20 protein-coding genes, 2 tRNA genes and 3 rRNA genes are annotated in these 26,975 nt (G+C 44.9%); 20 read left to right on the top strand and 5 right to left on the bottom strand.

The genetic code is table 11. The annotated features are described in order from the left end of the window. Together MAR181_RS03635 and hemC are read right to left on the bottom strand one after the other, a co-directional pair. Nucleotides 1–753: a uroporphyrinogen-III synthase gene (locus MAR181_RS03635; protein WP_013795245.1), complete on the bottom strand. Its 753-nt coding sequence runs from the start codon at nt 751–753 to the stop codon at nt 1–3. A gap of 17 nt (nt 754–770) precedes the next feature. Then, a complete protein-coding gene (gene hemC / locus MAR181_RS03640) occupies nt 771–1,694 on the bottom strand; it encodes a hydroxymethylbilane synthase (RefSeq protein WP_013795246.1) in 924 nt (307 codons plus the stop codon). 156 nt (nt 1,695–1,850) lie between these two features. Here hemC and argH point away from each other — a divergent pair, with 156 nt between their 5' ends. Further along, nucleotides 1,851–3,251: an argininosuccinate lyase gene (argH, locus tag MAR181_RS03645; RefSeq protein ID WP_013795247.1), complete on the top strand. Its 1,401-nt coding sequence runs from the start codon at nt 1,851–1,853 to the stop codon at nt 3,249–3,251. 87 nt (nt 3,252–3,338) lie between these two features. On the opposite strand, the gene MAR181_RS03650 is transcribed toward argH, so the two are convergent. Further along, complete coding sequence (locus MAR181_RS03650) at nt 3,339–4,019, bottom strand: hypothetical protein (protein WP_144011201.1); 681 nt, start codon at nt 4,017–4,019, stop codon at nt 3,339–3,341. 184 nt (nt 4,020–4,203) lie between these two features. Between MAR181_RS03650 and lptM the strand changes: the two genes are divergently transcribed. The 6 genes from lptM (at nt 4,204) to trxA (ending at nt 8,240) form a co-directional block, all read left to right on the top strand. Then, nucleotides 4,204–4,323 (top strand): LPS translocon maturation chaperone LptM, encoded by a 120-nt coding sequence (lptM, locus tag MAR181_RS18735; RefSeq protein WP_144011202.1) that lies wholly within the window; start codon nt 4,204–4,206, stop codon nt 4,321–4,323. 10 nt (nt 4,324–4,333) lie between these two features. Next, on the top strand, nt 4,334–5,587 hold the full coding sequence (gene lysA, locus MAR181_RS03655) for a diaminopimelate decarboxylase (protein ID WP_013795249.1): 1,254 nt from the start codon (nt 4,334–4,336) through the stop codon (nt 5,585–5,587). Between the two features lie 10 nt (nt 5,588–5,597). Further along, nucleotides 5,598–6,428, top strand: a complete 831-nt coding sequence (dapF, locus tag MAR181_RS03660; protein ID WP_013795250.1) for a diaminopimelate epimerase — start codon at nt 5,598–5,600, stop codon at nt 6,426–6,428. A 7-nt stretch (nt 6,429–6,435) separates the two neighbouring features. Further along, the gene (locus MAR181_RS03665) at nt 6,436–7,101 is read left to right on the top strand and encodes a DUF484 family protein (RefSeq protein ID WP_041651146.1); all 666 of its coding nucleotides are present in this window, start codon (nt 6,436–6,438) and stop codon (nt 7,099–7,101) included. Continuing rightward, the gene (locus MAR181_RS03670; RefSeq protein WP_013795252.1) at nt 7,098–7,811 is read left to right on the top strand and encodes an HAD family hydrolase; all 714 of its coding nucleotides are present in this window, start codon (nt 7,098–7,100) and stop codon (nt 7,809–7,811) included. The genes MAR181_RS03665 and MAR181_RS03670 overlap by 4 nt, the downstream gene beginning before the upstream one ends. Before the next feature lie 102 nt (nt 7,812–7,913). Then, entirely contained in the window at nt 7,914–8,240 is a 327-nt protein-coding gene (gene trxA, locus MAR181_RS03675) for a thioredoxin TrxA (protein WP_013795253.1), read from the top strand. Nucleotides 8,241–8,304: 64 nt separating this feature from the next. On the opposite strand, the gene MAR181_RS03680 is transcribed toward trxA, so the two are convergent. Then, on the bottom strand, nt 8,305–9,705 hold the full coding sequence (locus MAR181_RS03680; protein WP_041651148.1) for a peptidoglycan DD-metalloendopeptidase family protein: 1,401 nt from the start codon (nt 9,703–9,705) through the stop codon (nt 8,305–8,307). A 105-nt stretch (nt 9,706–9,810) separates the two neighbouring features. On the opposite strand from MAR181_RS03680, the gene tyrS reads away from it, so the two are divergent. From tyrS to rrf, 8 genes are all read left to right on the top strand, one after another. Further along, a complete protein-coding gene (gene tyrS / locus MAR181_RS03685; protein ID WP_013795255.1) occupies nt 9,811–11,115 on the top strand; it encodes a tyrosine--tRNA ligase in 1,305 nt (434 codons plus the stop codon). Nucleotides 11,116–11,233: 118 nt separating this feature from the next. After that, nucleotides 11,234–12,253 carry an AraC family transcriptional regulator gene (locus tag MAR181_RS03690; RefSeq protein WP_013795256.1) on the top strand — a complete coding sequence of 340 codons (1,020 nt, stop codon included), beginning with the start codon at nt 11,234–11,236 and terminating at the stop codon, nt 12,251–12,253. A gap of 131 nt (nt 12,254–12,384) precedes the next feature. After that, a complete protein-coding gene (locus MAR181_RS03695) occupies nt 12,385–14,400 on the top strand; it encodes an acyl-CoA dehydrogenase family protein (RefSeq protein ID WP_013795257.1) in 2,016 nt (671 codons plus the stop codon). Nucleotides 14,401–14,691: 291 nt separating this feature from the next. Then, nucleotides 14,692–16,231 (top strand): 16S ribosomal RNA (locus MAR181_RS03700). A 189-nt stretch (nt 16,232–16,420) separates the two neighbouring features. Continuing rightward, nucleotides 16,421–16,497: transfer RNA gene (locus MAR181_RS03705), tRNA-Ile, on the top strand. A gap of 131 nt (nt 16,498–16,628) precedes the next feature. Then, nucleotides 16,629–16,704: transfer RNA gene (locus MAR181_RS03710), tRNA-Ala, on the top strand. Between the two features lie 291 nt (nt 16,705–16,995). Beyond that, nucleotides 16,996–19,884: ribosomal RNA gene (locus tag MAR181_RS03715) — 23S ribosomal RNA — on the top strand. A gap of 184 nt (nt 19,885–20,068) precedes the next feature. Continuing rightward, a 5S ribosomal RNA gene (gene rrf, locus MAR181_RS03720) occupies nt 20,069–20,183 on the top strand. Together the 16S, 23S and 5S rRNA genes with 2 tRNA genes alongside form the textbook arrangement of a ribosomal RNA operon. A 126-nt stretch (nt 20,184–20,309) precedes the next feature. On the opposite strand, the gene MAR181_RS03725 is transcribed toward rrf, so the two are convergent. Further along, nucleotides 20,310–20,963 (bottom strand): GntR family transcriptional regulator, encoded by a 654-nt coding sequence (locus tag MAR181_RS03725; RefSeq protein WP_041651597.1) that lies wholly within the window; start codon nt 20,961–20,963, stop codon nt 20,310–20,312. 196 nt (nt 20,964–21,159) lie between these two features. On the opposite strand from MAR181_RS03725, the gene dctP reads away from it, so the two are divergent. Genes dctP through MAR181_RS03750 form a run of 5 tightly spaced genes read left to right on the top strand, consistent with a single transcriptional unit; the run spans nt 21,160 to nt 26,796 of the window. Then, a complete protein-coding gene (gene dctP / locus MAR181_RS03730) occupies nt 21,160–22,146 on the top strand; it encodes a TRAP transporter substrate-binding protein DctP (RefSeq protein ID WP_013795259.1) in 987 nt (328 codons plus the stop codon). 10 nt (nt 22,147–22,156) lie between these two features. Then, nucleotides 22,157–22,708 carry a TRAP transporter small permease gene (locus MAR181_RS03735; RefSeq protein ID WP_013795260.1) on the top strand — a complete coding sequence of 184 codons (552 nt, stop codon included), beginning with the start codon at nt 22,157–22,159 and terminating at the stop codon, nt 22,706–22,708. Then, nucleotides 22,708–24,024 (top strand): TRAP transporter large permease, encoded by a 1,317-nt coding sequence (locus MAR181_RS03740; protein ID WP_013795261.1) that lies wholly within the window; start codon nt 22,708–22,710, stop codon nt 24,022–24,024. The genes MAR181_RS03735 and MAR181_RS03740 overlap by 1 nt, the downstream gene beginning before the upstream one ends. After that, on the top strand, nt 24,021–25,286 hold the full coding sequence (locus tag MAR181_RS03745; RefSeq protein WP_013795262.1) for a malonyl-CoA decarboxylase: 1,266 nt from the start codon (nt 24,021–24,023) through the stop codon (nt 25,284–25,286). The genes MAR181_RS03740 and MAR181_RS03745 overlap by 4 nt, the downstream gene beginning before the upstream one ends. Further along, nucleotides 25,279–26,796 (top strand): malonate--CoA ligase, encoded by a 1,518-nt coding sequence (locus tag MAR181_RS03750; protein ID WP_013795263.1) that lies wholly within the window; start codon nt 25,279–25,281, stop codon nt 26,794–26,796. Before MAR181_RS03745 ends, MAR181_RS03750 begins: the two co-directional genes overlap by 8 nt. Nucleotides 26,797–26,975 lie beyond the last annotated feature (179 nt).

Here is a 26,975-nt window from a genome sequence, read left to right on the forward strand (position 1 = left end):
CTAAAGTCCTGTGTGAATTTCCGTCGCGTTGATTAGGCTTGTGTCATCCGCACCATGAGCGCATGACGCCTTTTTCCAACCTAATTCTAATGCCAATTGATTGACTCTTTCGCTGGGCGTAAAAATAGGCAGAGACAGCCATTCAGGTTTATGTTGCATCACATACTCTGAAAGGTGTGTTAACCCTTCTCCACTGGTGACCCATATTAAATTAATATCGGGCAGCATGAAGAATGTTTGAGCGTGATACAGCGGTTTTTTTCTTTCGTAAAGAGAAAGATAACTGACTTTTGCGCCCCTGTCTTCCAGTTGTTGTCCGAGTTCTGGTCGACCTCCATGTCCACGAACGATGAGGACTTTCTGGTCGCGCATTTTGACTGGCTTAAGCCAAGCCAATAACGCCTCTGTTGTGTGGCCTGGGTTGGCAATGGCCGGAACGCCTTCGTCTAATAATGTTTGAGTGGTGCCTTGGCCGATACCGATCCAATTTACACCAATTGGAAGCATGGGCCAGCATTGATCCAGCCATTCGCAGGCCAATCTGGCGGCATTTTTACTGACGAAAATGACGTAGTTAAACTCATCGATATTGAAAACTTGTGAACGAATTTGTGCGATCTTTTGGGGATCGTTAATCGCTTCTATGGCCAGCATTGGTAATGAGGCAGCGTGCCAGCCATGAGCAATGACTCGCTCACAGCTTAACTGGTTTTCAGGTTCTGGACGTGTAATCAGAATATGATGATTGGGCACGGCTAAAAGACCTTATTTTATTGGTAAATGGCATCAAGGATGGTATTGGCACCACGAGAAAGTAACTCTTCAGCCAGTGTTACTCCCAATTGTTTGGCGTTGTCTTTGTGTCCTCGTATGTCACTTTGGATCATGGTTTTGCCATCAGGACTTCCTACTAATCCTCGTAACCAAATTTCATCTTGTTGAAGAATCGCAAAGCAAGCGATTGGTGCTTGGCAACCACCATTTAATCGTTCGTTTAAAGCACGCTCAGCGGTCACGCGATAGGTGGTTTCTTCGTGCTGAAGTGGCACAAGTAATTCAAGCGTGGGTCGATCATCGGCACGGCATTCAATTCCCATGGCACCCTGTCCTCCCGCGGGAAGGCTCATCTCAGCTGGAATCTTTTGACGAATCCTGTCACGCATTTCAAGGCGAAGCAATCCGGCAGTCGCCAAGATGATGGCATCGTATTCCCCTTCGTCCATTTTTCTTAGACGGGTGTTAACGTTACCACGCAAATCCTTGATGATGAGGTCAGGGCGGTGCATTTTAAGCTGGCAAGAACGGCGCAAACTGGAGGTGCCGACAACCGCCCCAGCGGGAAGATCGTCTAAGCTTGAATACTGATTAGAAACGAAAGCATCACTAGGATCTTCGCGCTCGCAAATAACGGCAAGACCTAAGCCTTCTGGAAAGGCCATCGGTACGTCTTTCATGGAATGAACAGCGATGTCAGCTCGCCTATCTAGTAGTGCCGCTTCAAGCTCTTTGACAAATAGCCCTTTGCCACCGATTTTGGATAATGGGGAGTCTAAAATTTGATCGCCTTTGGTGGTCATGCCAAGGAGTTCCACGGTTAAATCTGGATACAGGCTTTCGAGTTGTGCTTTGACGTTGTTGGCTTGCCAAAGAGCGAGTTGGCTTTCTCGAGTTGCGATCACAATTTTATCTTTCACTGTGTCTCCTAGTGCGTTGCGGACCGATGAAAATCCTTAAAATTTGCTGCTCATGATACTCGTTAAGAGTCCCTTCGTCATCTTTCAATACTTTATAAGTGGAGGCGCATAAGGTACTCTTTGCAGCAAAATGAACCTAGTGTAGGAACTAACCGAATGACGGATACAAATAAAACCACAAACCAGCAATGGGGTGGTCGTTTTTCTGAGCCTGTTGATGCTTTTGTTGCGCGTTTTACGGCTTCTGTTGAGTTTGATCAAAGAATGGCGAAACAAGACATTCAGGGATCCATTGCCCATGGCAAAATGCTGGCCAGTGTTGGCGTGCTAACGGAAGATGAACGTGACCAGATTATTCAGGGATTGACTGAAATTGAAGGTGAAATTGCTCGCGGTGAGTTTGAGTGGTCAATAGAGTTAGAAGATGTTCATATGAACATTGAGGCGCGTCTGACTCAGAAAATTGGCATTACCGGTAAAAAACTGCACACAGGTCGCTCTCGTAATGACCAGGTCGCAACGGATATTCGTCTTTACATGCGTGACGAAGTGGACTTTTTATTGGAAGAAGTGACGCGTTTGCAACAAGGTATTTTAAGTCTAGCGGAAAAAGAAGCGGCGACTATCATGCCTGGCTTTACGCATTTACAAACCGCGCAACCTGTTACTTTCGGGCATCATCTAATGGCTTGGTATGAAATGATGCAACGTGATTACGAGCGTCTTGTTGATTGCCGTAAGCGTATTAACATCCTGCCTCTTGGTGCAGCGGCATTAGCAGGCACAACGTATCCAATAGACCGTAATATGACGGCAGAATTATTGGGCTTTGAACGTCCTACTTATAATTCCTTGGATTCGGTCAGTGATCGTGATTTCGCCATCGAATTTACCTCTACGGCGTCTATCATCATGATGCACATGTCTCGTTGGGCAGAAGAGTTGGTGATGTGGGCGTCGGCACAATTCAACTTTATCTATTTGCCAGATCGCTTCTGTACTGGTTCTTCGATTATGCCACAGAAGAAAAACCCAGATGTACCGGAATTGGTGCGGGGTAAAACCGGTCGAGTATACGGTCACTTAATGGGATTACTTACCTTAATGAAGTCACAGTGCTTGGCTTACAACAAGGACAATCAAGAAGACAAAGAGCCTCTGTTCGATACCGTTGATACGTTAAAAGGCTCTTTACGGGCGTTTGCTGACATGATTCCTGCCATAGTGTCTCGTAAAGAACCTATGTATGAAGCGGCTCGTCGAGGCTTTTCTACCGCAACAGACTTGGCTGATTACTTGGTTCGCCATGGCGTAGCATTCCGTGATGCCCATGAAATTGTCGGTAAAGCGGTGGGTTATGGTGTGCAAGAAGGCAAGGATTTGTCCGAGATGACCTTGGAAGAGCTGCAGTCGTTCGGTGATATGATTGAGCAGGATGTGTTTGATGTTCTGACATTAGAAGGGTCCGTTGCGGCTCGTGACCACATTGGTGGTACTGCTCCAGCACAAGTGTTAAATGCAGTAGAACGAGCAAAATCTGAGTTGGCCGCTCGATAATCGAATTGCATTGCTCACATTGTTACAGATAAAACGACGACTTTAGGTCGTCGTTTTTTTTTGGAAAAAAGAGTGCGAGTCAGTCGCTTACTCAGAAAGAGGGAAGGCAGCGTCAGGGCCTAAGAAGATGCTAGGGGCAATGTTTAATTCGAAATGGAAGGTTTCTTTTTGTCCATTACAGCCTGCAAAGACAATGGCCCAAGATTCATCGCTTCCTGGTTCAGGTATACGCCAACAAACTCCTTCAATATTGACATATTTTGTGCCATCTGCATCTTCAGTAATAGGGTATGCGGTTTCTTTTTGCTGCCCTTTTAAATACGCTTCTTGATCTTGTTTGGCTTTTTCTATTTTTGCTCTGAGTGTCGCGGAGAAAACAGCTTCTGTCTCGCTGTTGTCTTGGTCCGATGAGATGAAAGTGTCACTTAATTCTAGCAGTGGCGGTTTACTAGTGAAGTCATCGATAACATTAGGTAACGCTTCTGTCGAGAGATCTGTTTTGTCGGTTATGACTGTTTTATCTGATGATGTGTTGTTGAAATTGCTCAATGAGTTTTTTTGTTCATCGTTTGTAAATGTTTGCGGAGCCCTGTTTGTTGGTGTTAAAGACTGGAGCGACTCGTCTTTCTTTAGAATGAATAGTTTAGGGTGAATGGTGTTCGTCTGATCTTGCAACCAGCTTGCTGATGCCGACCATTCTAGTAACAGTAAGTGTAGAACAATGGCACAACCCAATGCCGCGCTCCAAGGGAGAATTTTGTTCTTCATTCTGCTTTGTAAACTAACCTCTGGTAAAAATGCCTGTCTATATCTTGGTGTTAATGTGCGCAAATTCAAGCTTTATCTGTTTTTCTTTAGGGTAAATAATATCCAGCTATTTCGTGCGCTAGGGTTGGGAAACCCATGATTGGCAAGGTATACTAGCCTGATCAAAAAATGAAGAGATATTACGATGTCTAAGTGGCTAGCAATTTTTATTTTGACCGGATTCATGGTTGCTTGTGGTAACAAAGGTTCCCTTTATTTACCCGAGACTAATCTGCCGTCACAACAAACATCGTCACAAAATTGAGGATTCCCCTTTGGATTTATTTGCTTATTCAAATCAGACTTTACATGCAGAAGGCGTTGCCTTGTCTGATGTTGCCGAACAATTTGGCACCCCTTGTTATATTTACTCACGTGCGATGTTCGAACGTCACTATATGGATTATGCCGAAGCATTTGCTGCTCACCCAACGCTGATTTGTTATGCCGTTAAAGCCTGTTCAAATATTGCGATTTTGAATGTCTTAGCACGTTTGGGGGCGGGGTTTGATATCGTGTCTCTTGGTGAGCTTGAACGGGTATTAAAAGCGGGAGGAGAGCCTTCTAAGGTCATGTTTTCTGGCTTGGGTAAGCAAGAAGTAGAAATGCGTCGCGCCTTGGAAGTGGGTATTCATTGTTTTAATGTTGAGTCGGAAGCAGAATTATACCGCTTGGACAAAGTGGCAAGTGAAATGGGTAAAAAAGCACCGGTTTCCTTGCGCGTCAATCCTGATGTGGATGCAAAAACCCATCCTTATATTTCCACTGGCCTGAAAGAAAATAAGTTTGGTATTGATATTAAAGAGGCGGTTCGCATTTATCAGATCGCTAATGAATTACCGAATCTTGACGTGATGGGCGTGGATTGCCATATAGGTTCACAATTAACTGAGCTGCAACCTTTCTTAGACACCTTTGATCGTTTAGTAGGCTTGCTGGATGAGTTGGCCGCAGTGGGCATTAAAATCAAACATTTAGATTTAGGTGGTGGTCTTGGTGTTCGTTACCGTGATGAAGTGCCGCCAAAACCAGCTGACTACGCTAAATTGCTACTAGAAAAAGTCAAAGGAATGGACGTGACGTTAGCGTTTGAACCCGGTCGCTCCATCGCAGCTAATGCTGGTGTGATGTTGACTCAGGTAGAATTTCTTAAGTGTAACGATCATAAAAATTTTGCCATCATTGATGGTGCGATGAACGATTTGATTCGTCCTTCTTTATACAGTGCTTGGATGGACATTGTTCCTGTTTCTCAGCAGCCGACGTCCGAAGGCAAGCGTGTTTACGACTTAGTGGGCCCAGTATGTGAAACAGGCGATTTTTTGGGTAAGGATCGTGAACTGGATATTCAAGCGGGTGACTTACTGGCTGTTCGCTCTGCTGGCGCTTATGGTTTTACCATGGCATCGAATTACAACAGTCGAAATCGTGCCGCCGAAGTGATGGTGGATGGAGATACGGCTTATTTGATACGCGCTCGTGAAACCATTGAGCATCAGTTGGCCGGCGAACAAGTTCTGCCAGACTGAGGAGGCCGTTGTGTTATTGAAGTTTACAAAGATGCACGGCCTCGGCAATGATTTTGTGGTGGTGGATGCGGTTTCTCGTAAGGTGTTTTTTAATAAATCACAGATCGAACGTTTAAGTGATCGTAACTGGGGAATTGGTTTTGATCAGCTGCTGGTCGTTGAGCCACCTTCTAATCCAGATATGGATTTTCGTTATCGCATTTATAATTCAGACGGCAGTGAAGTTGAACATTGCGGTAATGGCGCGCGTTGTTTCGCCAAGTTTGTGTTGGATCGAGAACTTACTCACAAGCGTGTTATTAATGTCGAAACTAAGCGTGGTGCGATCCAACTTAGAGTAATAGATAATGGTTTAGTGACCGTAGATATGGGAGCGCCTAGTTTCGTTCCGGCGGATCTGCCTTTTTCTGCAGAGCTTAACGACGGTTTGTATCCATTAATGGTTGATGGTGATGATTATCTGATTACGCCCGTTTCTGTCGGCAATCCTCATGCAGTACTAAAGGTAGATACTTTGCAGGATGAGCAGGTGCAGAATCTGGGGGCAAAAATTGAGTCTCACGAATGTTTTCCTAGTAAGGTCAATGTTGGTTTTATGCAGGTTGTTAATCCAGCTGAAATTAACTTGCGAGTGTTTGAGCGTGGTGTTGGTGAAACTCAAGCTTGTGGTACTGGAGCCTGTGCGGCCGTTGTGGCGGGAATTAAACAAGGTTGGTTAGCACCCAAAGTGACGGCGCATTTACGTGGTGGTGATTTACACATTGAGTGGGCTGGTGAAGGCGAACCGATTCTCATGACTGGTCCGGCTGCAAAAGTGTTTGAAGGTCAAATTTACCTATAGAGGCTGTATGAGCGAAGAGGAAATCATTCAATATTTGTCTAGTACACCAGATTTTTTTGTGCGCAATGCCGAGGTGTTGGATGGTCTTACGATTCCTCACCCAGTTAATGGCCGAGCGATCTCCTTACTGGAGTATCAAGTCAATCAGTTGAGGAAATCGACCGCTGAGTATCGCGGTCAGTTTGAGCGCTTAGTTGAGGTGGCTCGCGAAAATGAGTCGACCATGCAAAAAAGTCGGCGCTTGATCTTGGCTGGGTTGAATTGCCGTTCTTTAGATGACTTAGTTGTGGCGGTTGACGATATGGTGAGAGATGACTTTGAAGTTTCTTTTCATACGTTGATTTTGTTTGGTGATCATCAAGACAGTTCAATCAAAGGTCATAACTTAGAGGTTGATAAAGGCTTAATGCCTTTTACTATGAACTTGGATGATTGTTTTTGCGGTATTTTACCTGAAAACGAAATGTCTTATTTATTTGCTGAAAACGCTGGAAAAGTTAATTCTGTCGCTGTACTTCCGCTTTTATCTCGTGCTGGTGGGGATATTGAAAAGCGTGGTTTGCTGATATTAGGGTCGGACAAAACCACAGCCTTTGATCAAGCCAAAGGTACCTTCTTTTTACAGCATTTAGCGGATCTATTAAGTGCGATTCTATTAAGGCTCACCCCATGACGGTACTTATCACCTTTGATTTGGATAACACACTGTGGGACGTCTCGCCTGTTATTGTTCGTGCTGAGTATGCGATGGAATCTTGGTTTGAAGAGCGTTTTCCTGGCTTCTACTTGCAGTTTGGGGGCGATGCTCAACAGGCAATGCGACAAACAATTTTAGAGCAGGATCCAGCTTTAATCGCAGATTTAACCCGTTTGCGACTGTCTATTTACCAGCGAGCATTAAAAGCATTTGGATTGCCAACAGAAGAAGCCAATATGGTTGCTCAATCGGCTTTGGCGCATTTTTGTGAGTGGCGTCAAAAGGTGGATTTGTTTCCTCATGTGAGTGATGTGCTGGCTGAATTGCATCAAGATTATCGTCTGGCGGTTATTACTAATGGTAATGCTGATGTATTTCATCCTTATGTAGGTTTAGGTCACTATTTTGAGTTTGCGGTACGTGCGGATCAGTATGGTGTGGCTAAGCCCGCTCCTGATCTTTTTCAGCATGCCGCCAATCAGGCTGGTGTGGCGGCGGAAAGCTTGATACATGTTGGTGATCATCCGATTGATGATGTGCTTGGAGCAGCCAATGCGGGGGCTCGAAGCATCTGGTTTAATCGCCATGGTGCCCGTCGTTGGGGAGAGGATTGGGGCACACGTTCCCACGCGGAAATTCATTCTTTATTAGAATTACCTTCCGCAATTCAAGCCCTTACACAATAGTGTTTTTCTATTATGTAATTAAAGAGAATCGATTTTTACCCTAATGATTTAGTGGTACACTAGCTTCATTCATTGAACAATATAGATTTTAAGGAATTTTTTATGAGTGAAAATATTAGCCAAATTACGGATGCTCAATTTGCTGAAGAAGTATTGAGTTCAGATGTGCCTGTTCTTGTTGATTTTTGGGCACCTTGGTGTGGTCCATGTAAAATGATTGCGCCAGTTTTGGAAGACGTGGCTGATGAGTTTGCAGGTAAGTTGAAAGTGGTTAAGTTGAATGTCGACGAAAACACTGAAACGGCTCCTAAGTACAATGTACGTGGTATTCCAACCCTGATCATTGTAAAAGGTGGTGAAGTCGCAGCAACTAAAGTTGGTGCTGTTTCTAAGTCTCAACTGATTGAATTCGTCAACAGCGTGTTTTAATGGCTCGTTTCGATAAGACATAAAAAAAGCAGCCTAGGCTGCTTTTTTTATGTCTTGATTTTCGTTATCGCTTTAACGCCGCTAGCTTGCGAGCAAAAGCTGGTGAGTGAGAGCGGGTTAGCGTGGTAACAACTTGCTGTGCGTAAGGTAAGTACTTCTTCAAATCATTTTTCGGCATAGGGTCGTCGTTTGGCAGTTTCACTGTAACAGGGTTCTTGTGGACGCCATTAATGCGGAATTCATAATGTAAGTGCGGTCCTGTTGCCCAACCGGTTTGACCAACATAGGCAATGATCTTTCCTTGTTTGACGCGAGCGCCACGTTTTGTGCCTCGAGCAAAACCACGCAGATGAGCATAAAGGGTTTGATAGCCTCGCCCATGATCTATGATCACTACATTCCCGTAGCCATTTTGTTTGCCAGCAAAGGAAATCTTACCATCTCCCGCTGCTTTTACAGGGGTGCCGCTGGAGGCTGCATAATCAACACCTCGGTGCGGGCGGCTGGTTTTGAATATTGGGTGCAGTCGGTTAGGGTTAAATTTTGACGAAATTCGTGAAAAGTCTACCGGGGTGCGGATGAAGGCTTTTCGCATTGCTAGCCCATCAGGGGTGTAATAGTGAGCGCCTTTTTTGGTTTGAAAGCGAATGGCTTGAAAGGTACGTCCATTGTTGATGAATTGTGCTGCAATGATGTTGCCGTTGCCGATTTTTTCTCCGTCTAAGAATTTCTCTTCATAAAGTACGCTCAAGCTGTCGCCTTTACGAATGTCTAAGGCAAAGTCGATGTCCCAGCCAAAGATGTTGGCAATTTCAATGATTAGAGGTTGGCTAATGCCGGCTTTTAGGCCATCAACAAATAAAGAATTGTTAATCTCTGCTTCTTTGTAGGTTTGAACGATTTCAGGGATTCTGGATGTGGCTGTACGAGTAAATTGGTCCTCTTCTCTTACGAATTTAACACTGTCTAGACGGTTTTGAATGAGTGTCAGTTTGGTTAATTCGCCACTTTTCTCATTGGTGGTAAAATTTAATATTTGGCCAGGCAACATTCTGACTAATGATTTTTGCTTTTTATCAGCTTGTGAGACTTTGTAGATATCTTGTGGTGAGATGCCTTTAGCAGAAAGAACTTTTGATAAAGAATCGCCAGATTTAACCGTGATTGAATGTTCTTTAAAGGTAGGAGCACTGTTCTTTCTAACGAGATTGTCAGGTGTTGGCACATCGTAACCAGAAACAATCCCAGACGTTGAGATAGACGGCATAATATGGCTTTTGGGGGTTAATTCTTGCAACTGATTTAGTGTGACTTGCGATTGATCTACCAACTGTAAATTGGCATGGATAGAAATCGGTGTATCGTCAGTGGCCTCGTCTGCAGGGACTGCAATCAGGACGATGGCTAGCATGACACATACCGCAGCAATAAGAAGTAAGTGCTTTGTTGGTATAAGTTTAATCAAAGTGCGTACCTAAAAATCTTTAATAAAGCCCTATAATCGTACCAATATTACTTTTATAATTGAATGCTTAAACGAAATTAACTATTCAGTAAGTGGATCTAAATAATGACAGTAAGCAGTAACGACCTTTTATCGGACTTGCAAGCCCGTGGCTTGATCGCGCAGATGACCTCTGAAGAAGAGCTAAAATCTCACCTGGCGAATGGAAGTCGTACGCTTTATTGTGGTTTCGATCCGACTGCCGATAGCTTACATCTAGGTCACCTTGTGCCTTTATTGGTGTTGAAGCGCTTTCAGGATGCTGGTCATAACCCAATTGCTTTGGTTGGTGGTGCGACTGGGTTAATCGGCGACCCTAGTTTTAAAGCAGCTGAGCGTCAACTCAACACGTCTGATGTTGTGGCTGGTTGGGCTGAGAAAATTCGTGGGCAAGTTAGCCAGTTTGTGAAGTTTGATGATGTTTCGAATCCTGCGCGCGTGGTGAACAACCTTGATTGGGCTGGAAATATGAATGTGCTCGACTTCCTGCGTGATATCGGTAAACACTTTTCTGTAAACGCCATGATCAACAAAGAGTCAGTGCAGCAGCGTTTGAATCGTGAAGGGGCTGGTATTTCATTTACGGAGTTTTCTTATGCTCTTCTTCAGGGAATGGACTTTGCAGAATTAAACCGTGAATACGACTGTACGATTCAAATTGGTGGTAGCGATCAGTGGGGTAATATTGTTGGTGGTATTGATCTTTCTCGTCGTCAGAATAAGTCTCAAGCATTTGGTATGACCGTGCCTTTGGTGACGAAATCAGATGGTACAAAATTTGGTAAAACTGAATCGGGTGCAGTCTGGCTGGATCCTAAGAAAACATCGCAATACGCTTTCTACCAATTTTGGATGAACACAGCGGATGCGGATGTTTATAAATTTCTTAAGTACTTTACTTTCCTTAGCATGGAAGAAATTGATGCGATCGAGCAAACGGATAAAGATAGTACTGGTAAACCACAGGCGCAGTCTATTTTGGCTCGCGAAGCCACGCGTCTAGTTCACGGTGAAGAAGGTTTGGTGGCCGCTGAACGTATTACACAAGCTTTATTCAGTGGTGAAGCTGATCAGTTAAGCGAACAGGATCTAGAGCAAATTCAATTAGATGGTTTGCCAAGCAGTTCCCTTGCTGAGGCGAATCTTGCGGAAACGCCTTTGACCAGCTTGTTGGCAGAAGCCGGCTTAGCCGCTTCTGGTAAGCAGGTAAAAGACGCATTGCAACGCAATTCTGTGTTTGTAAATGGCGAAGCAAAAGGCATGGACGATAACATGTCAGCAGCGGAAATTTTTTCGTCTGATAAAGGTTACTATGGTAAATTTTTCCTAGTGAAACTGGGTAAGAAAAAACACCATTTGTTTACCCTGTAATAGGGCTTAGTTTATTATGTTAAAAAGGCGCTACGGCGCCTTTTTTTGTTCTGTTAATGCTCGTTCTGGATGAATGCTGTATATAGAGTATTGAATTGATTGCGACACAGGAAGCACTATGTCACACGATAGACAAACCTTAACCACACCAAATCATTATATAGGACGTTTATATCGGTTGGCACTGGAGAAGGGGTTGGACGCGGACTCTCTATTTAAGCATGCAGATTTAGATCCAAGTGTCATCGAAGACCCGTGTGTTGAAATTGAAATTGAAATTGAAAAGCTTGCTGGCATAGTGGAAGGTATTTGGGATTTGCTGCAAGACGAAGCCATGGGATTGGCCAGTTCACCTTTACCTGTCGGTGCTTTTTATATGATGGGACGTGTTACAGTGCATGAGGCAACATTGGGTAAGGTTTTGCAACTGGCCTGTCGTTTCTACAATATGGTGTCTGATGCTTATGAGATGACACTGAGTGAGGTTGATAATACAGCTGTATTAGCGTTTAGGTTGGCGGATGCGAGTTTAGATACGTCTCACTTATTTTCGGATATGACCTTGTTGGCTTGGCACAGTTATGCTTCTTGGTTGATTCAAGAGCGTATCCCTTTAGAGGCTGTGCATTTTCCATATGCGGAACCGCAGCAACATGATTATGCAAAGCTTTATCCTTGCAAGCGTGTCTTCAAACAAGAGGCGTTGAGATTGGTTTTTAGCCAGTCTTATTTAGCTCGACAAAATGCTCAAAGCTTAGATGCATTAAAAGCCTACATGAAGCGTTGTCCTATTGAGTTGTTTTTGAAGCAGCCTGGGGATATTAGCGTGGCAAGTGATTTACGAGCCTTGCTTAATCGTGCATTTGCTACTGGTTTTCCCGATATTAATGAGTCGGCTAAGAGCTTGCATATGTCTCGACGAACTTTGATTCGTAAGTTAGAAAAAGAGGGAACATCTTTTCAGAAAATTAAAGATTTTATGCGTCAAGACCGAGCGAGTTACTGGTTGGCGCAAGAAGGTATTTCTGTTGCGGTGGTAGCTGAAAAAGTGGGCTTCTCAGATGCGGCGGTGTTTGCTCGAGCCTTTCGGCGTTGGACTGGGCTGAGTCCAACCGACTATAGAAAGCTACATAGATAGGTTTAGTCTTGTATTTATATGCATAACTTAACATGTTGGCACTATTTGCATTAATTTTCGGCATCTTGAGCCATTCCTCAAAGTCCTTTCCTCGCGTACCTTTTCCTTAATAACCTATTGAGGAATATTGTATGTCTGATGAATCACCTACCTCGATTTCTGCGCAAGCCTTAAAAGCCGCGGGCGATCTTGCTCAAGCAGAAGACGTTGCGGTTTTAGAGCAAGCTGCAGACGCTGCTAGTCGTCACCTTGCGACCACTCGATCGAGTTTAATTGAACGTATGATTTACGGCCCTAAGCCTGCGATAAAAGAGCTGCTTTCAGGTGTCGATAACATGAAACAATCCGTTACCTCCGAAGCCTCCTCTATATTGCAGGCCGGGTTGTCCTGTTTGCAACAGGGTGAGGCTTTTGGTGAGGATGAGAAAATCACATCTGTATTACGTAACGCAGTAGCCAAAGAAGGGGCTTATGGTTTTACTGTCCCAACTCAATATGGTGGGCAAGGCAAACGTTACAGTGAGTTTGCTTGTTTAATGGAAAACTTTGCTGCTAATGGTTTGGGGGCTTTATCGGTTGAAATTTCAGGGCAATTAACCATAGGTTCTAGTGCATTGCTTGGTTATGGCACAGAGGCGCAAAAAAGCAAATATTTACCAGTCATTAGTGGTGGGCAACTAATTGCATTTGCTTTAACCGAAGTGGGTGTGGGCGTGAATGCTAAGCGCGTCAAAGCTTATGTTGAAGATGACAAAGAAAATGCTTGTTGGCGGCTTTTTGCAGAAGGTGAATGTAATAAACTCTACATTACTAGTGCCACTCATGGTGGTCTTATGGCAATCGTGGCTAGGAAGGGCAAAGACAGTAAAGAGCTGGCACTGTTTGTTACTGAGTTACCGGAAGAAGACATCGATGGTGAGTTTTCATTTTATTGTCAAAGTTCCAACGTGACCGCTTTTCAGCAGAATATTAACTCAAGAATTCATTTTAAAAACTTCCCCATTCCTTATGAGCAGGAAATTTTAGGTAATGGTGTTGAGGTATTGTTTTATTGTTTAAGAATGGGGCGTTGTATGTTGGCTGCGCAAGCTGCAGGTTTCCAACGAATGATGGCGGCTGATGCTGTGAATTATGCGGCCCAAAGAGAAGGTGTTGGCGGTAAGGTTATCAAGCATGAATTGCCTCGCTTAGCGTTGGCCAAAATTCTGGGGGGCGCGCTTACGGCACAAGCGTTATCGCATCTAGCTTTAGCTCAAGATCAAAATAAAGTAGATCTGGCTGGATTAAGAGATGTCACCAAATCGGCCAGTGCTCATTATTTGTTGGGTTCTTTAATTGCCTGTGAACGGGTTATGGGGGGGCGCAGTTTGGATAAAGGTTCTCGTATTTCAGATATTAGGGCGACAGCGCATGCCTTTGGTATTGTTGAGGGCGAAGATGATCTGATTCGGCTGGGAATGGTAAGGGATTTAACTAAGTCGTTTACTGAAAGCTACATGGCTGGGCTGTTAGCGCTTTTACAGCGGGCAAACACGGATAAAAATGGTCGGTCGGTTGCTAAGGAAAAACGTATTTTAAAGCTGTCCCTAGGTCACTTTTTTAAGTCGCCAATAAGAATGTCTAACCTTCTGTTATCACTGGTAATGAGTGCCGGGTTTTGGCGGCTTTTAGGTTGGATAACTCGTAATTCGGCATTGAGCCTTATTGATCGTTGTGCACAATGGCTTCCTAGCAGGTTGATTAAAAGGTACAGCAGTATCCCGTCACCATTAAAGCCACATCTAAGATTTGCGGAATACCAACTTCGACAATGTCGTTGGCATTATTTTAAAATTAGTGCAGCCTATCAATTGGAGCTGACGCAAGCGCAATTACCATTGCAACAGCTAGGTAAGCGCATAGAAACACTGGTGTGTATTGCAGCGCTCTGTGCTCATGCCAGTCAACTTGATGAATCAACACAAAGAATTGCATTAGCGAAAATTGAAATTTTGCGTTCGGAGTTGGAGGGAAATTCTATGTCGGTAAAGCGTATGGAGTCAGTGCGTAGTTCAGTCAAAGAGGTTGCGGAGGATATATTGAAAGAAGAATGCAGTTTAATTCAATCGATAAAAGCGCAACCTTTTGCCCATCCTTGGGGGGAGTAAATGGGTCAAAGAAACGGTTAACAAGTATTTTTCAAAAAAGAATTAAAAAGGGCTTGCTAAAAATCTGTAGATCCTTAATATACGCCCTCGCTGACACGGACAGGGCTTCACTCTCTAGTAGAGGTAAGCAGCTTAAGTGGCACGGCAACGCTCTTTAAAATAGATAATCAGATAATTTGTGTGGGCGCTCGCTGGGGCTTCAAAAAAATTGAAGTCTTACGAGAGTCAAACACGTCAATTCGCTTTATTAAGTAATTGTTAGTGTTTCGAATTTTGAGTAAGCAAACTTTTTAACTGAAGAGTTTGATCATGGCTCAGATTGAACGCTGGCGGCAGGCTTAACACATGCAAGTCGAGCGGAAACGATGATAGCTTGCTATCAGGCGTCGAGCGGCGGACGGGTGAGTAACGCGTAGGAATCTGCCTAGTAGAGGGGGACAACATGTGGAAACGCATGCTAATACCGCATACGCCCTTTTGGGGAAAGGAGGGGATCTTCGGACCTTCCGCTATTAGATGAGCCTGCGTGAGATTAGCTAGTTGGTGGGGTAAAGGCCTACCAAGGCGACGATCTCTAACTGGTCTGAGAGGATGACCAGTCACACTGGGACTGAGACACGGCCCAGACTCCTACGGGAGGCAGCAGTGGGGAATATTGGACAATGGGCGCAAGCCTGATCCAGCCATGCCGCGTGTGTGAAGAAGGCCTTAGGGTTGTAAAGCACTTTCAGGAGTGAGGAAGGGTAGTTTGCTAATACCAAATTACTTTGACGTTAGCTCCAGAAGAAGCACCGGCTAACTCTGTGCCAGCAGCCGCGGTAATACAGAGGGTGCAAGCGTTAATCGGAATTACTGGGCGTAAAGCGCGCGTAGGTGGTTTGTTAAGTCTGATGTGAAATCCCAGGGCTCAACCTTGGAATGGCACCGGATACTGGCAGGCTAGAGTACGGTAGAGGGGTGTGGAATTTCCTGTGTAGCGGTGAAATGCGTAGATATAGGAAGGAACATCAGTGGCGAAGGCGACACCCTGGACTGATACTGACACTGAGGTGCGAAAGCGTGGGGAGCAAACAGGATTAGATACCCTGGTAGTCCACGCCGTAAACGATGTCTACTAGCCGTTGGGTTGTAATGACTTAGTGGCGCAGCTAACGCAATAAGTAGACCGCCTGGGGAGTACGGCCGCAAGGTTAAAACTCAAATGAATTGACGGGGGCCCGCACAAGCGGTGGAGCATGTGGTTTAATTCGAAGCAACGCGAAGAACCTTACCTACTCTTGACATCCAGAGAACTTAGCAGAGATGCTTTGGTGCCTTCGGGAACTCTGAGACAGGTGCTGCATGGCTGTCGTCAGCTCGTGTTGTGAAATGTTGGGTTAAGTCCCGTAACGAGCGCAACCCTTATCCTTACTTGCCAGCACTTCGGGTGGGAACTTTAAGGAGACTGCCGGTGACAAACCGGAGGAAGGTGGGGACGACGTCAAGTCATCATGGCCCTTACGAGTAGGGCTACACACGTGCTACAATGGCGTATACAAAGGGCAGCTAACTTGCGAGAGTGTGCAAATCCCATAAAGTACGTCGTAGTCCGGATTGGAGTCTGCAACTCGACTCCATGAAGTCGGAATCGCTAGTAATCGTGGATCAGAATGCCACGGTGAATACGTTCCCGGGCCTTGTACACACCGCCCGTCACACCATGGGAGTTGATTGCTCCAGAAGTAGCTAGCTTAACCTTTCGGGGATGGCGGTTACCACGGAGTGGTCAATGACTGGGGTGAAGTCGTAACAAGGTAGCCCTAGGGGAACCTGGGGCTGGATCACCTCCTTAAACGATATGAAGCACTGGTGAGCGTTCACACAAATTATCTGATATCTGTAGTTTAGAGTGTCGTAGTCTGAATCGATTTGATTTAGCACAGATTGGATTAGTTGATCAGTTGGTTAGAACGCACCCCCTTTACTAAGGTAGAGAGCAGGGTGAGGTCACAGCCGACTAGGTTGAGAATCTAGTAAGTATGGGTCTGTAGCTCAGTTGGTTAGAGCGCACCCCTGATAAGGGTGAGGTCGGCCGTTCAAATCGGCCCAGACCCACCAAAATCTCAATAACGGCGTTATTCAAGTTCTCGTTTAGCAGGCTAAACGTCATACTTAAAAGCCTTGTTGTTGAAATTTTGGTGGATACTTTAATGTTTAATCATTGAAGTCGGTTACAAAGACGAAAAAATGGGGCTATAGCTCAGCTGGGAGAGCGCCTGCTTTGCACGCAGGAGGTCTGCGGTTCGATCCCGCATAGCTCCACCATTTCTTGGAAAACATACACGACACAATCAAAGCCTTAAGCAAGATACTACTAACCCTGCATGATTCGTTATGCGGAGGTGATTTATAGTCTCTGACTTAGTGCTTTGCACTAAACTTGCTCTTTAACAATTCGAATTTTGAAATAACGATGAATCAAGCGTTAAACCGGTGGAAAGCACTTTAACCTAAGTGACTTTCTATTATCGTAAATCCAGAGAAGAGACAAAAGCTTCTTTGGTATGTGATTCTTAATATGACACTCTTCTGAGTGGAAACTATTTTGGGTTATATGGTCAAGTGACCAAGCGTGCACGGTGGATGCCTTGGCAGTCAGAGGCGATGAAGGACGTGGTAATCTGCGAAAAGCTCGGGGGAGTCGATAAACAGACTTTGATCCCGAGATGTCCGAATGGGGAAACCCACTCTACTTGTAGAGTATCCCACAGTGAATACATAGCTGTGTGGAGGCGAACCCGGGGAACTGAAACATCTAAGTACCCGGAGGAAAAGAAATCAACCGAGATTCCCTAAGTAGCGGCGAGCGAAAGGGGATTAGCCCTTAAGTTGATTTGGTGTTAGTAGAAGACTCTGGAAAGGGTCGCCGTAGAGGGTGATAGCCCCGTATACGAAAACGCCATTTTAATGAAAACGAGTAGGACGGGACACGTGTTATCCTGTCTGAACATGGGGGGACCATCCTCCAAGGCTAAATACTCCTGACTGACCGATAGTGAACCAGTACCGTGAGGGAAAGGCGAAAAGAACCCCTGTGAGGGGAGTGAAATAGATCCTGAAACCGTGTACGTACAAGCAGTGGGAGCCGATTTATTCGGTGACTGCGTACCTTTTGTATAATGGGTCAACGACTTATTTTCAGTAGCAAGGTTAAGCGAATAGTGGAGCCGTAGGGAAACCGAGTCTTAATAGGGCGTTTAGTTGCTGGGAATAGACCCGAAACCGGGCGATCTATCCATGAGCAGGTTGAAGGTTGGGTAACACTAACTGGAGGACCGAACCCACGTACGTTGAAAAGTCCGGGGATGACTTGTGGATAGGAGTGAAAGGCTAATCAAGCTCGGAGATAGCTGGTTCTCCTCGAAAGCTATTTAGGTAGCGCCTCGCGTATTGCCATTGGGGGTAGAGCACTGTTTGGGCTAGGGGGTCATCCCGACTTACCAACCCCATGCAAACTCCGAATACCAATGAGTATGAGCGCGGGAGACACACGGCGGGTGCTAACGTCCGTCGTGGAAAGGGAAACAACCCAGACCGTCAGCTAAGGTCCCAAAGTTACAGTTAAGTGGGAAACGATGTGGGAAGGCTCAGACAGCTAGGAGGTTGGCTTAGAAGCAGCCATCCTTTAAAGAAAGCGTAATAGCTCACTAGTCGAGTCGGCCTGCGCGGAAGATATAACGGGGCTCAAACTGTACACCGAAGCTACGGATTCAAGATTTATCTTGGATGGTAGAGGAGCGTTCTGTAGGCCGTTGAAGGGAAAGCTGTAAGGCATCCTGGAGGTATCAGAAGTGCGAATGTTGACATGAGTAACGATAAGGGGAGTGAAAAACTCCCCCGCCGGAAGACCAAGGTTTCCTGTCCCATGTTAATCAGGGCAGGGTGAGTCGGCCCCTAAGGCGAGGCAGAAATGCGTAGTCGATGGGAAACAGGTTAATATTCCTGTACTCGTGTATATTGCGATGGAGAGACGGAGAAGGCTAGGCCAGCGCGGCGATGGTTGTCCGCGTTTAAGGTTGTAGGCTGGGGTTTTAGGTAAATCCGGAACCCTTTAAGGCTGAGAATTGATGACGAGTCCTCTTTTGGACGAAGTGGTTGATGCCCTGCTTCCAGGAAAACTTCTAAGCTTCAGATATACAGGAACCGTACCCCAAACCGACACAGGTGGTCAGGTAGAGAATACCAAGGCGCTTGAGAGAACTCGGGTGAAGGAACTAGGCAAAATGGTACCGTAACTTCGGGAGAAGGTACGCCGGCCGGTGTGAAGGACTTGCTCCGTAAGCACTAGTCGGTCGAAGATACCAGGTGGCTGCGACTGTTTATTAAAAACACAGCACTCTGCAAACACGAAAGTGGACGTATAGGGTGTGACGCCTGCCCGGTGCTTGAAGGTTAATTGATGGGGTTAGCGTAAGCGAAGCTCTTGATCGAAGCCCAAGTAAACGGCGGCCGTAACTATAACGGTCCTAAGGTAGCGAAATTCCTTGTCGGGTAAGTTCCGACCTGCACGAATGGCGTAACGATGGCCACACTGTCTCCACCCGAGACTCAGTGAAATTGAAATCGCAGTGAAGATGCTGTGTATCCGCGGCTAGACGGAAAGACCCCGTGAACCTTTACTATAGCTTCACAGTGAACTTTGAACCTACTTGTGTAGGATAGGTGGGAGGCTTTGAAGATAGGACGCCAGTTCTATTGGAGCCAATCTTGAAATACCACCCTGGTACGTTTGAGGTTCTAACTCAGGTCCCTTATCGGGATCGAGGACACTGTGTGGTGGGTAGTTTGACTGGGGCGGTCTCCTCCCAAAGAGTAACGGAGGAGCACGAAGGTGTGCTCAGCATGGTCGGAAATCATGCATAGAGTGTAAAGGCAAAAGCACGCTTAACTGCGAGACAGACACGTCGAGCAGGTACGAAAGTAGGTCTTAGTGATCCGGTGGTTCTGTATGGAAGGGCCATCGCTCAACGGATAAAAGGTACTCCGGGGATAACAGGCTGATACCGCCCAAGAGTTCACATCGACGGCGGTGTTTGGCACCTCGATGTCGGCTCATCACATCCTGGGGCTGAAGCCGGTCCCAAGGGTATGGCTGTTCGCCATTTAAAGTGGTACGCGAGCTGGGTTTAGAACGTCGTGAGACAGTTCGGTCCCTATCTGCCGTGGACGTTTGAGATTTGAGAGGAGCTGCTCCTAGTACGAGAGGACCGGAGTGGACGAACCTCTGGTGTTCCGGTTGTCACGCCAGTGGCATTGCCGGGTAGCTACGTTCGGACGGGATAACCGCTGAAAGCATCTAAGCGGGAAGCCTCCCTCAAGATAAGATCTCACTGGAACATAAGTTCCCTAAAGAGCCGTTGAAGACTACGACGTTGATAGGTTGGGTGTGTAAGTGCTGTGAGGCATTGAGCTAACCAATACTAATTGCTCGTGAGGCTTGACCATATAACACCAAAGTGGTTTTACTGTATAATGGAGTGATTCATTAACAGGCACATAGATTACGATCCGGTTTAATACTTGATCCACGTTATTTCAAAATGAATTGTTAAAGATCCAAGCAACGTATTCGCGTGTTTTGGTTGCAGAGTAGAAGAACTCGAACCGAAACGATACGCAAACCGAATTGCTTGACGATCATAGAGGCGTTGAACCACCTGATCCCATCCCGAACTCAGAAGTGAAAAGCGCCATCGCCGATGGTAGTGTGGGGGATCCCATGTGAGAGTAGGTCGTCGTCAAGCTTTATATTAAGAAGCCCTGATAGGTTATCCTGTCAGGGCTTTTTTACGTCTGGAGGAAATGAATCGCCTATCCTGATAAAAGATTCAGATCACTCCGATTCTTGTGCGAGGCTTTTATAAAACAGCTTAGGCTTTATTTATGCTTTCAAAGCTCGACATTAAGTGGCGAAATTTCTCGCCTTGAATAGCCACGTGACCCCGTAGTAATTGAGCGGATTGATCAGCGTCTGCTAATGTGAGAGCGTTTACGATTTGTTCATGCTCAGACATGGATTGTGGCATACGACCTCTGACATGGAGCTGAAGGCGACGGTAAGGCTTTAATCTTTGATGAAGGCGCTTTGTTTCCTGTTCTAAAATGCTATTACCTGATTGCTCATAAATGATCATATGAAACACTTCATTCGCATAATAGTAGGTGTCGGCTTCTCCTGCGAGCATAGCCGCCTTGCATTTGTTATTGGCTTCTTTTAATTGCGTTAACGCTTCGTCAGATATTCTTAAAGCCGCCAGTCTCCCACAGGCCGCTTCCAGTTCAGCCATGACTTCAAAGAGTTCAATCAATTCTACTGGGCTGTGTCTGCGAACGAATACACCTCTTCTGTGGATTTGTTCCACAAGGCCTGATTTACTCAGTTTTTGTAGGGCTTCACGAATGGGCGTTCGAGATACCCCAAACTGCGTTGCGAGATTAACTTCATTGAGCCTTTCTCCCACTTGGTAATCCCCACGTAGGATAGATTCTTCTAATGCACTGGCAATGATGTCTGAATTTTTCATGGAATTAAGTGTATCACAATGATTAAGGATACGAATAAATTGTATACAAGAATGCATTTTTGTGTATTCTTATAACTTATCTGTATTATAAATGAACAGTGGGGGCTTATGATGTTTGCGCATTCACCCACTCTTCAAACATATAATGTAGTGGGCAATTCTCTAAAATAAAAATAAAACAGTTGGAGAGAAAATAATGAAAACAATCCTTTCAAAAAGCCTTATTGCTATGACCATTCTAGGCAGTAGTGCTCTCGCCAGTGCTGAAGAGTTAAGACTCTCTCATCAGTGGTCAAATAAAGATATTCGCCATCAGGTAGCACAGATGGTTGCTGATGAGGTGAAAGCCGCTAATGTGGATTTGAGCATTAAAATTTTCGGCTCAAAATCTTTATTTAAACCTCGCGAACAATATCGTCCTGTTAGTCGTGGACAATTAGATATGACCTTGGTTCCTCTTAGTTATGCCGGTGGTCAACAACCCTCTTATAATCTGACATTAATGCCTGGCTTAGTAAAAAATCATGATCATGCTGCCCGTTTGAGTCGTTCGCTCTTTATGAAAGAGATTGAGAAAAAAATGGCCGAAGACGATGTCATGGTGCTGGTTCATGGTTATTTGGCTGGGGGCTTTGTTGGCAAAGACAGATGTATTACCAAACCCGCTGATGTGAAAGGTTTGCAAATGCGGGCGGCGGGCAAGTCGTTTGAGCAAATGTTAGCAGGGGCCGGCGCTTCTATTGCGTCTATGGCGTCGTCTGAAATATATAATGCTATGCAAACTGGTGTTCTTAATGGTGCGAATACTTCTTCCTCTTCGTTCGTCTCGTATCGAATATATGAACAAGCCAAGTGCTATACACCTGCAGCAGAGGTTGCACTTTGGTTTATGTATCAACCCCTATTAATGAACAAAACCACATTTGAAGATTTAGACAGTGATCAACAAGCGGCTTTATTGGCGGCATCGGAAAAAGCTCAAGATTTTTATTTGCTTGAAGCGAAAAAACAAGATGCAGTTTCGGCTGAAGTCTTTCGCGAAGCAGGAGTGGAAGTCGTTGAAATGACGCCCGAAGATTTCACCGAGTGGCGAGAGCTTGCAAAAGGAACATCGTACAAAAAGTTTGCTGAGGATGTTCCAGGTGGCCAAGCATTACTTGATTTAGCATTGGCTGTTGAGTAGGGATTAAAACATGACGGGATTAAATCGACAGACTATTGGTAGTCAAGGGATACAGCATAAATTTATTTATATTGTATCTTGGCTCTCTACTTTATCTGGTTGGTTAGCGGCGCTGATGATAGTGAGCGCTGTCGGGATTACTTGTCAGATGATTTATGTACGAGCCGTGCTTAACCTTTCCACTATTTGGCAAACAGAAGCGGTTGTCTATCTGATGATATCGGCTACTTTGATGGGGTTGTCTTATGTGCAGAGGCTTCGAGGGCATGTGAATGTCGATCTAATCCCTATTCTGTTATCGGTTAGGATGCGAAAATACTTGTATTTTTTTACCCTTCTACTGTCAATCATGATAGTGCTTATTATGGTTGTTTATGCGTTTGAGCATTGGCATCTAGCCTATGAACGTAACTGGCGATCGGATAGTGTTTGGGGCGTTCGACTATGGATTCCTTATTTGGCATTGCCGGTTGGTTTTTTTCTATTGTTTCTTCAATTGTTCGCAGATTTTTTAGCGGTTGTTGTTGGTGAAGATACGCCTTTTGGCTTGGAGGATAAATAATGGATCCTCTAGCCTTAGGTGCAATTGTGGCTGTATTAACGATTTTAACATTATTTTCAGGTGTTTCTGTGGCCGTGGGCCTATTGATCGTGTCTGGAGGGTTCTTGCTGGTGTTTGATGGCATGCGTTCTTTAGAACTTCTGCCTGAAATATTTTTTGGTAAGCTGGATAGTTTCGCACTGTTGTCCATTCCTATGTTTATCATTATGGGCTCTTCGATTGCCTCTACTCGGGCAGGCGCTGATTTATATGAAGCGCTAGAGCGTTGGCTAACTCGCGTACCTGGTGGTTTGGTCATCTCAAACTTGGGGGCTTGTGCTTTATTTGCTGCCATGTCAGGTTCTTCTCCTGCAACCTGTGCGGCAATTGGTAAGATGGGCATTCCCGAAATGCGCAAACGAGGTTATCCAGATGGTGTTGCTGCGGGGTCCATCGCTGCAGGAGGGACCCTAGGTATTCTGATTCCTCCTTCTGTGACTATGATTGTTTATGGTATTGCGACAGAGACATCCATTGGACGACTATTCCTCGCTGGGGTTATGCCTGGTTTGATGTTGGTTGTTTTGTTTATGGTGTGGTCTTTGTATTCAACGTGGAAGTTTGGCAATAAAGAGTTACTCGCGACAGGGAGTTATAGCTGGCGCGAACGTTTTGAAATTTTACCCCGTGTTGTGCCATTTCTAGCGATTATCGCTGGGGTGTTGTATGCCATGTATGGTGGGGTGGCTACGCCGTCTGAAACGGCCGCTGTTGGTGCTTTATTATGCCTGCTTGTTGCGATGATAATTTATCGCTTATGGCATCCAAAGGCGCTATGGGTTGTGCTTCGAGATAGTACCCGTGAAAGTGTGATGATTTTATTTATCATTGCAGCGGCAGGTGTTTTTAGCTACATGCTTTCTAGCCTGTTTATTACCCAGTCAATTGCAGAGTGGATAGGAACGTTAGAGGTCAATCGTTGGGTATTGATGATTGCGGTCAACATCTTTCTATTAATTGCTGGTTTCTTCCTGCCACCTGTTGCGGTTATTTTAATGTCCGCACCCATTTTGTTACCGATTATCACGTCTGCTGGTTTTGATCCTATTTGGTTTGCTGTTGTGTTGACCATTAATATGGAAATAGGCCTGATTAGTCCGCCTGTGGGATTGAACTTGTATGTTATAAATGGGATTGCCCCTGATATTTCTTTAAAAACAATTCTGTTGGGTTCTTTGCCTTATGTCGCCTGTATGGTGATCGCGATTGTTCTTTTGTGTTTGTTTCCTAGTATTGCGACTTGGTTGCCAGATATGGTGATGGGAGCACGTATATGAGCATGATGATGGAGTTGTTAAGCCATATTTTTGATCGACGTTATCGACCTCTCGCAAAAAATAAGACAGAGAGTGATAGCTCTATTATTGTTTTGGCGGATAATTTAATCGGCACGGCAGGTGAATCGTCAGGACTCACACTGGCCACGCAAATTCTTGATCGCTTTGAGACGCTAGAAGATGAAGATAAACTCTCCTTTTTTAATCATTTATCTAGCAACATGGATATTAACCCTGTTGATGTTGAAGGCGCGCTTGCGGATTACAAAGAGCAGCCATCTAAAAAAACCTACCTTCGTTATATGGAGTCCGTTGAGCCTAGACGACAAGAGTTGATTCGGCGTCTAAATCAAGTTGCAGGGGCGACGGGGAAGTTAGTAAATATGCGAGCCGACTTACTAAGATTGAAGGGGAAATCCGATGCGCTTGCCGCATTAGACTTGGATTTCCGTCATTTGTTTGTTTCATGGTTCAATCGTGGCTTTTTGGTATTGCGTCCGATTAATTGGGAAACCCCCGCTCATATACTAGAAAAGATCATTGCTTATGAGGCGGTTCACGCCATAGACAGTTGGGATGATTTGCGTCGGCGTATGCAGCCAGAAGATCGTTGCTGCTTTGCTTTTTTTCATTTATCTATGCCTGATGAACCGTTGATTTTCGTGGAAGTTGCTTTAACACATGGCATTGCAAATTCTGTTCAATCCGTTTTATCTGAAGATCGTGAAGAGATATTGATTAGTGAAGCAGATACGGCGGTTTTCTATTCTATTTCTAATTGTCAGCGAGGACTGAATAGTATTTCGTTTGGTAACTCTCTAATTAAACAGGTAGTGACTGACCTGTCTTCAAGATTTAGTAACCTGAAAAACTTTGTCACCTTATCGCCTATCCCTAGTTTGATGACATGGGCTCAGCAACAGAGCATTGATACAACATCTGAACCCTTTAATGACATGAAGTCGTTGGCAGCCCATTATTTGCTTAATGAGAAAGGACAAAGTGGCAAGCCTCTCGACCCTGTTGCACGTTTCCATTTGGGTAATGGGGCCAAAATACATGCCATTCATAACGATGCTGATTTATCTGATAAAGGTATCAGGCAATCAGGAGGAGCCATGGTGAACTACCTTTATGAATTGAAAAATGTGTCAGAAAACCATGAGAAATTTGCCGCAACGGGATACATCTCGGCGATTCAAGATATTCATAAACTATGCGAGAACTTGTCTCCACTGTTAAGAGAAAAAAACAATGTCTAATCCACTTTATGATGGCTTATTTGCTGCCCATGAAGGAAAGCAAACGACCTTTATCTTCGATTCTTTAACGAAATCAGAAGTGTCTTATGATGCTTTTTTAAAGCAGGCATCACAATATGCCAATGCAATTACCCAACAAGGACTGCAGCCGGGTGATCGTCTCGCTGCACAAGTAGGTAAATCGGTTTCAACACTCGCCTTGTATGCTGCGTGTGTTCAGGCTGGTGTGGTTTATTTGCCATTGAATACTGCTTATACACTAGCGGAAATCGATTATTTCGTAAAAGATTCGGGCGCGAAACTCTTAGTTTGTAAGCCTGAGTTGGCGGCGAGTATGGCGAATATGGCCAAGCAATATAACGCCATATTAATGACGCAGTCTGATGATGGGTTATCCGGTAGTCTGCCAGATGCCGCTCGGAGCTTACCAATAGAATTTACCACAGTAGATCGTGTTAATGATGATATAGCGTCGTTTCTTTATACCTCTGGTACGACTGGGCGCTCTAAAGGCGCTATGTTAACTCAAAATAACCTGTTATCGAATAGTGAGACCTTGAAGGAAGCATGGGAATTTACAGAAGAAGATGTGTTGCTGCATGCTTTGCCGATATTCCATATTCATGGACTGTTTGTGGCAGTCAATGTGGCGTTAAAATCTGGCGCAAAAATCATTCTCGAACCTAGCTTTAATCTTGATCGAGTTATTGAGTTATTGCCTAACGTGACTAGCTTGATGGGGGTACCAACTTTTTATACGCGACTGTTGAATGATGAACGCTTTAATCGTGCGTTGACACAGCATATGCGTTTATTTATCTCCGGATCTGCTCCCTTATTGTCTGAGACGCATGTACAGTTTGAACAACGTACTGGCCACCGTATTTTAGAACGGTATGGCATGACAGAAACCAACATGAATACCTCTAACCCTTATCGTGGTGAGCGCCGTGCTGGAACGGTTGGCTTCCCTTTGCCCAATGTGGAGTTAAAGATTACCGATCCTGTTACGGGAGATACTTTGCCAACGGGAGAGATAGGGCAAATTGAAGTCCGTGGTCCCAATGTTTTTAAAGGCTATTGGAATATGCCAGAAAAAACGGCCGAAGAATTACGTTCGAACGGATACTTTATTACCGGGGATCTGGGTACGATTGATGAAGAGGGTTATGTCAGTATCGTGGGGCGAAATAAGGATCTTATTATATCGGGCGGTTATAATATTTACCCCAAAGAGATTGAGCTCATACTGGATGAGCAGCCAGGGGTCGTCGAGAGTGCCATTATTGGTGTTCCTCATCCAGACTTTGGAGAAACTGTGGTTGGTGTGTTGGTGGCCGATGAAAAACTTGTGGATCTTGATAAGATTCAGCTTGCGGTGAAGGATGCCCTAGCAAGGTTTAAACACCCTCGTCAGCTTGTTGTTATTGATGCTTTACCAAGAAATACCATGGGGAAAGTTCAAAAAAATATATTGCGTGAAACATACAAAGGACTTTTTACCCATTGATACTCTTTGTCTTATGAGTTTGATTGGATTCTGTGTAGAAAGTGTCTGTGTAGAAAGTGTCTGTGTGGGAAAAATGTAGAATCTAACTTTGCTCCGATACACTAAAAAAAAGATACACTCATTGGCTGAACAAACCATTGATTGGGATCTCATATCAGGGGGGGGATGATACGCTGGAT

The sequence above is a fragment of the Marinomonas posidonica IVIA-Po-181 genome, assembly GCF_000214215.1.
Taxonomy (GTDB): Bacteria; Pseudomonadota; Gammaproteobacteria; order Pseudomonadales; family Marinomonadaceae; genus Marinomonas; species Marinomonas posidonica.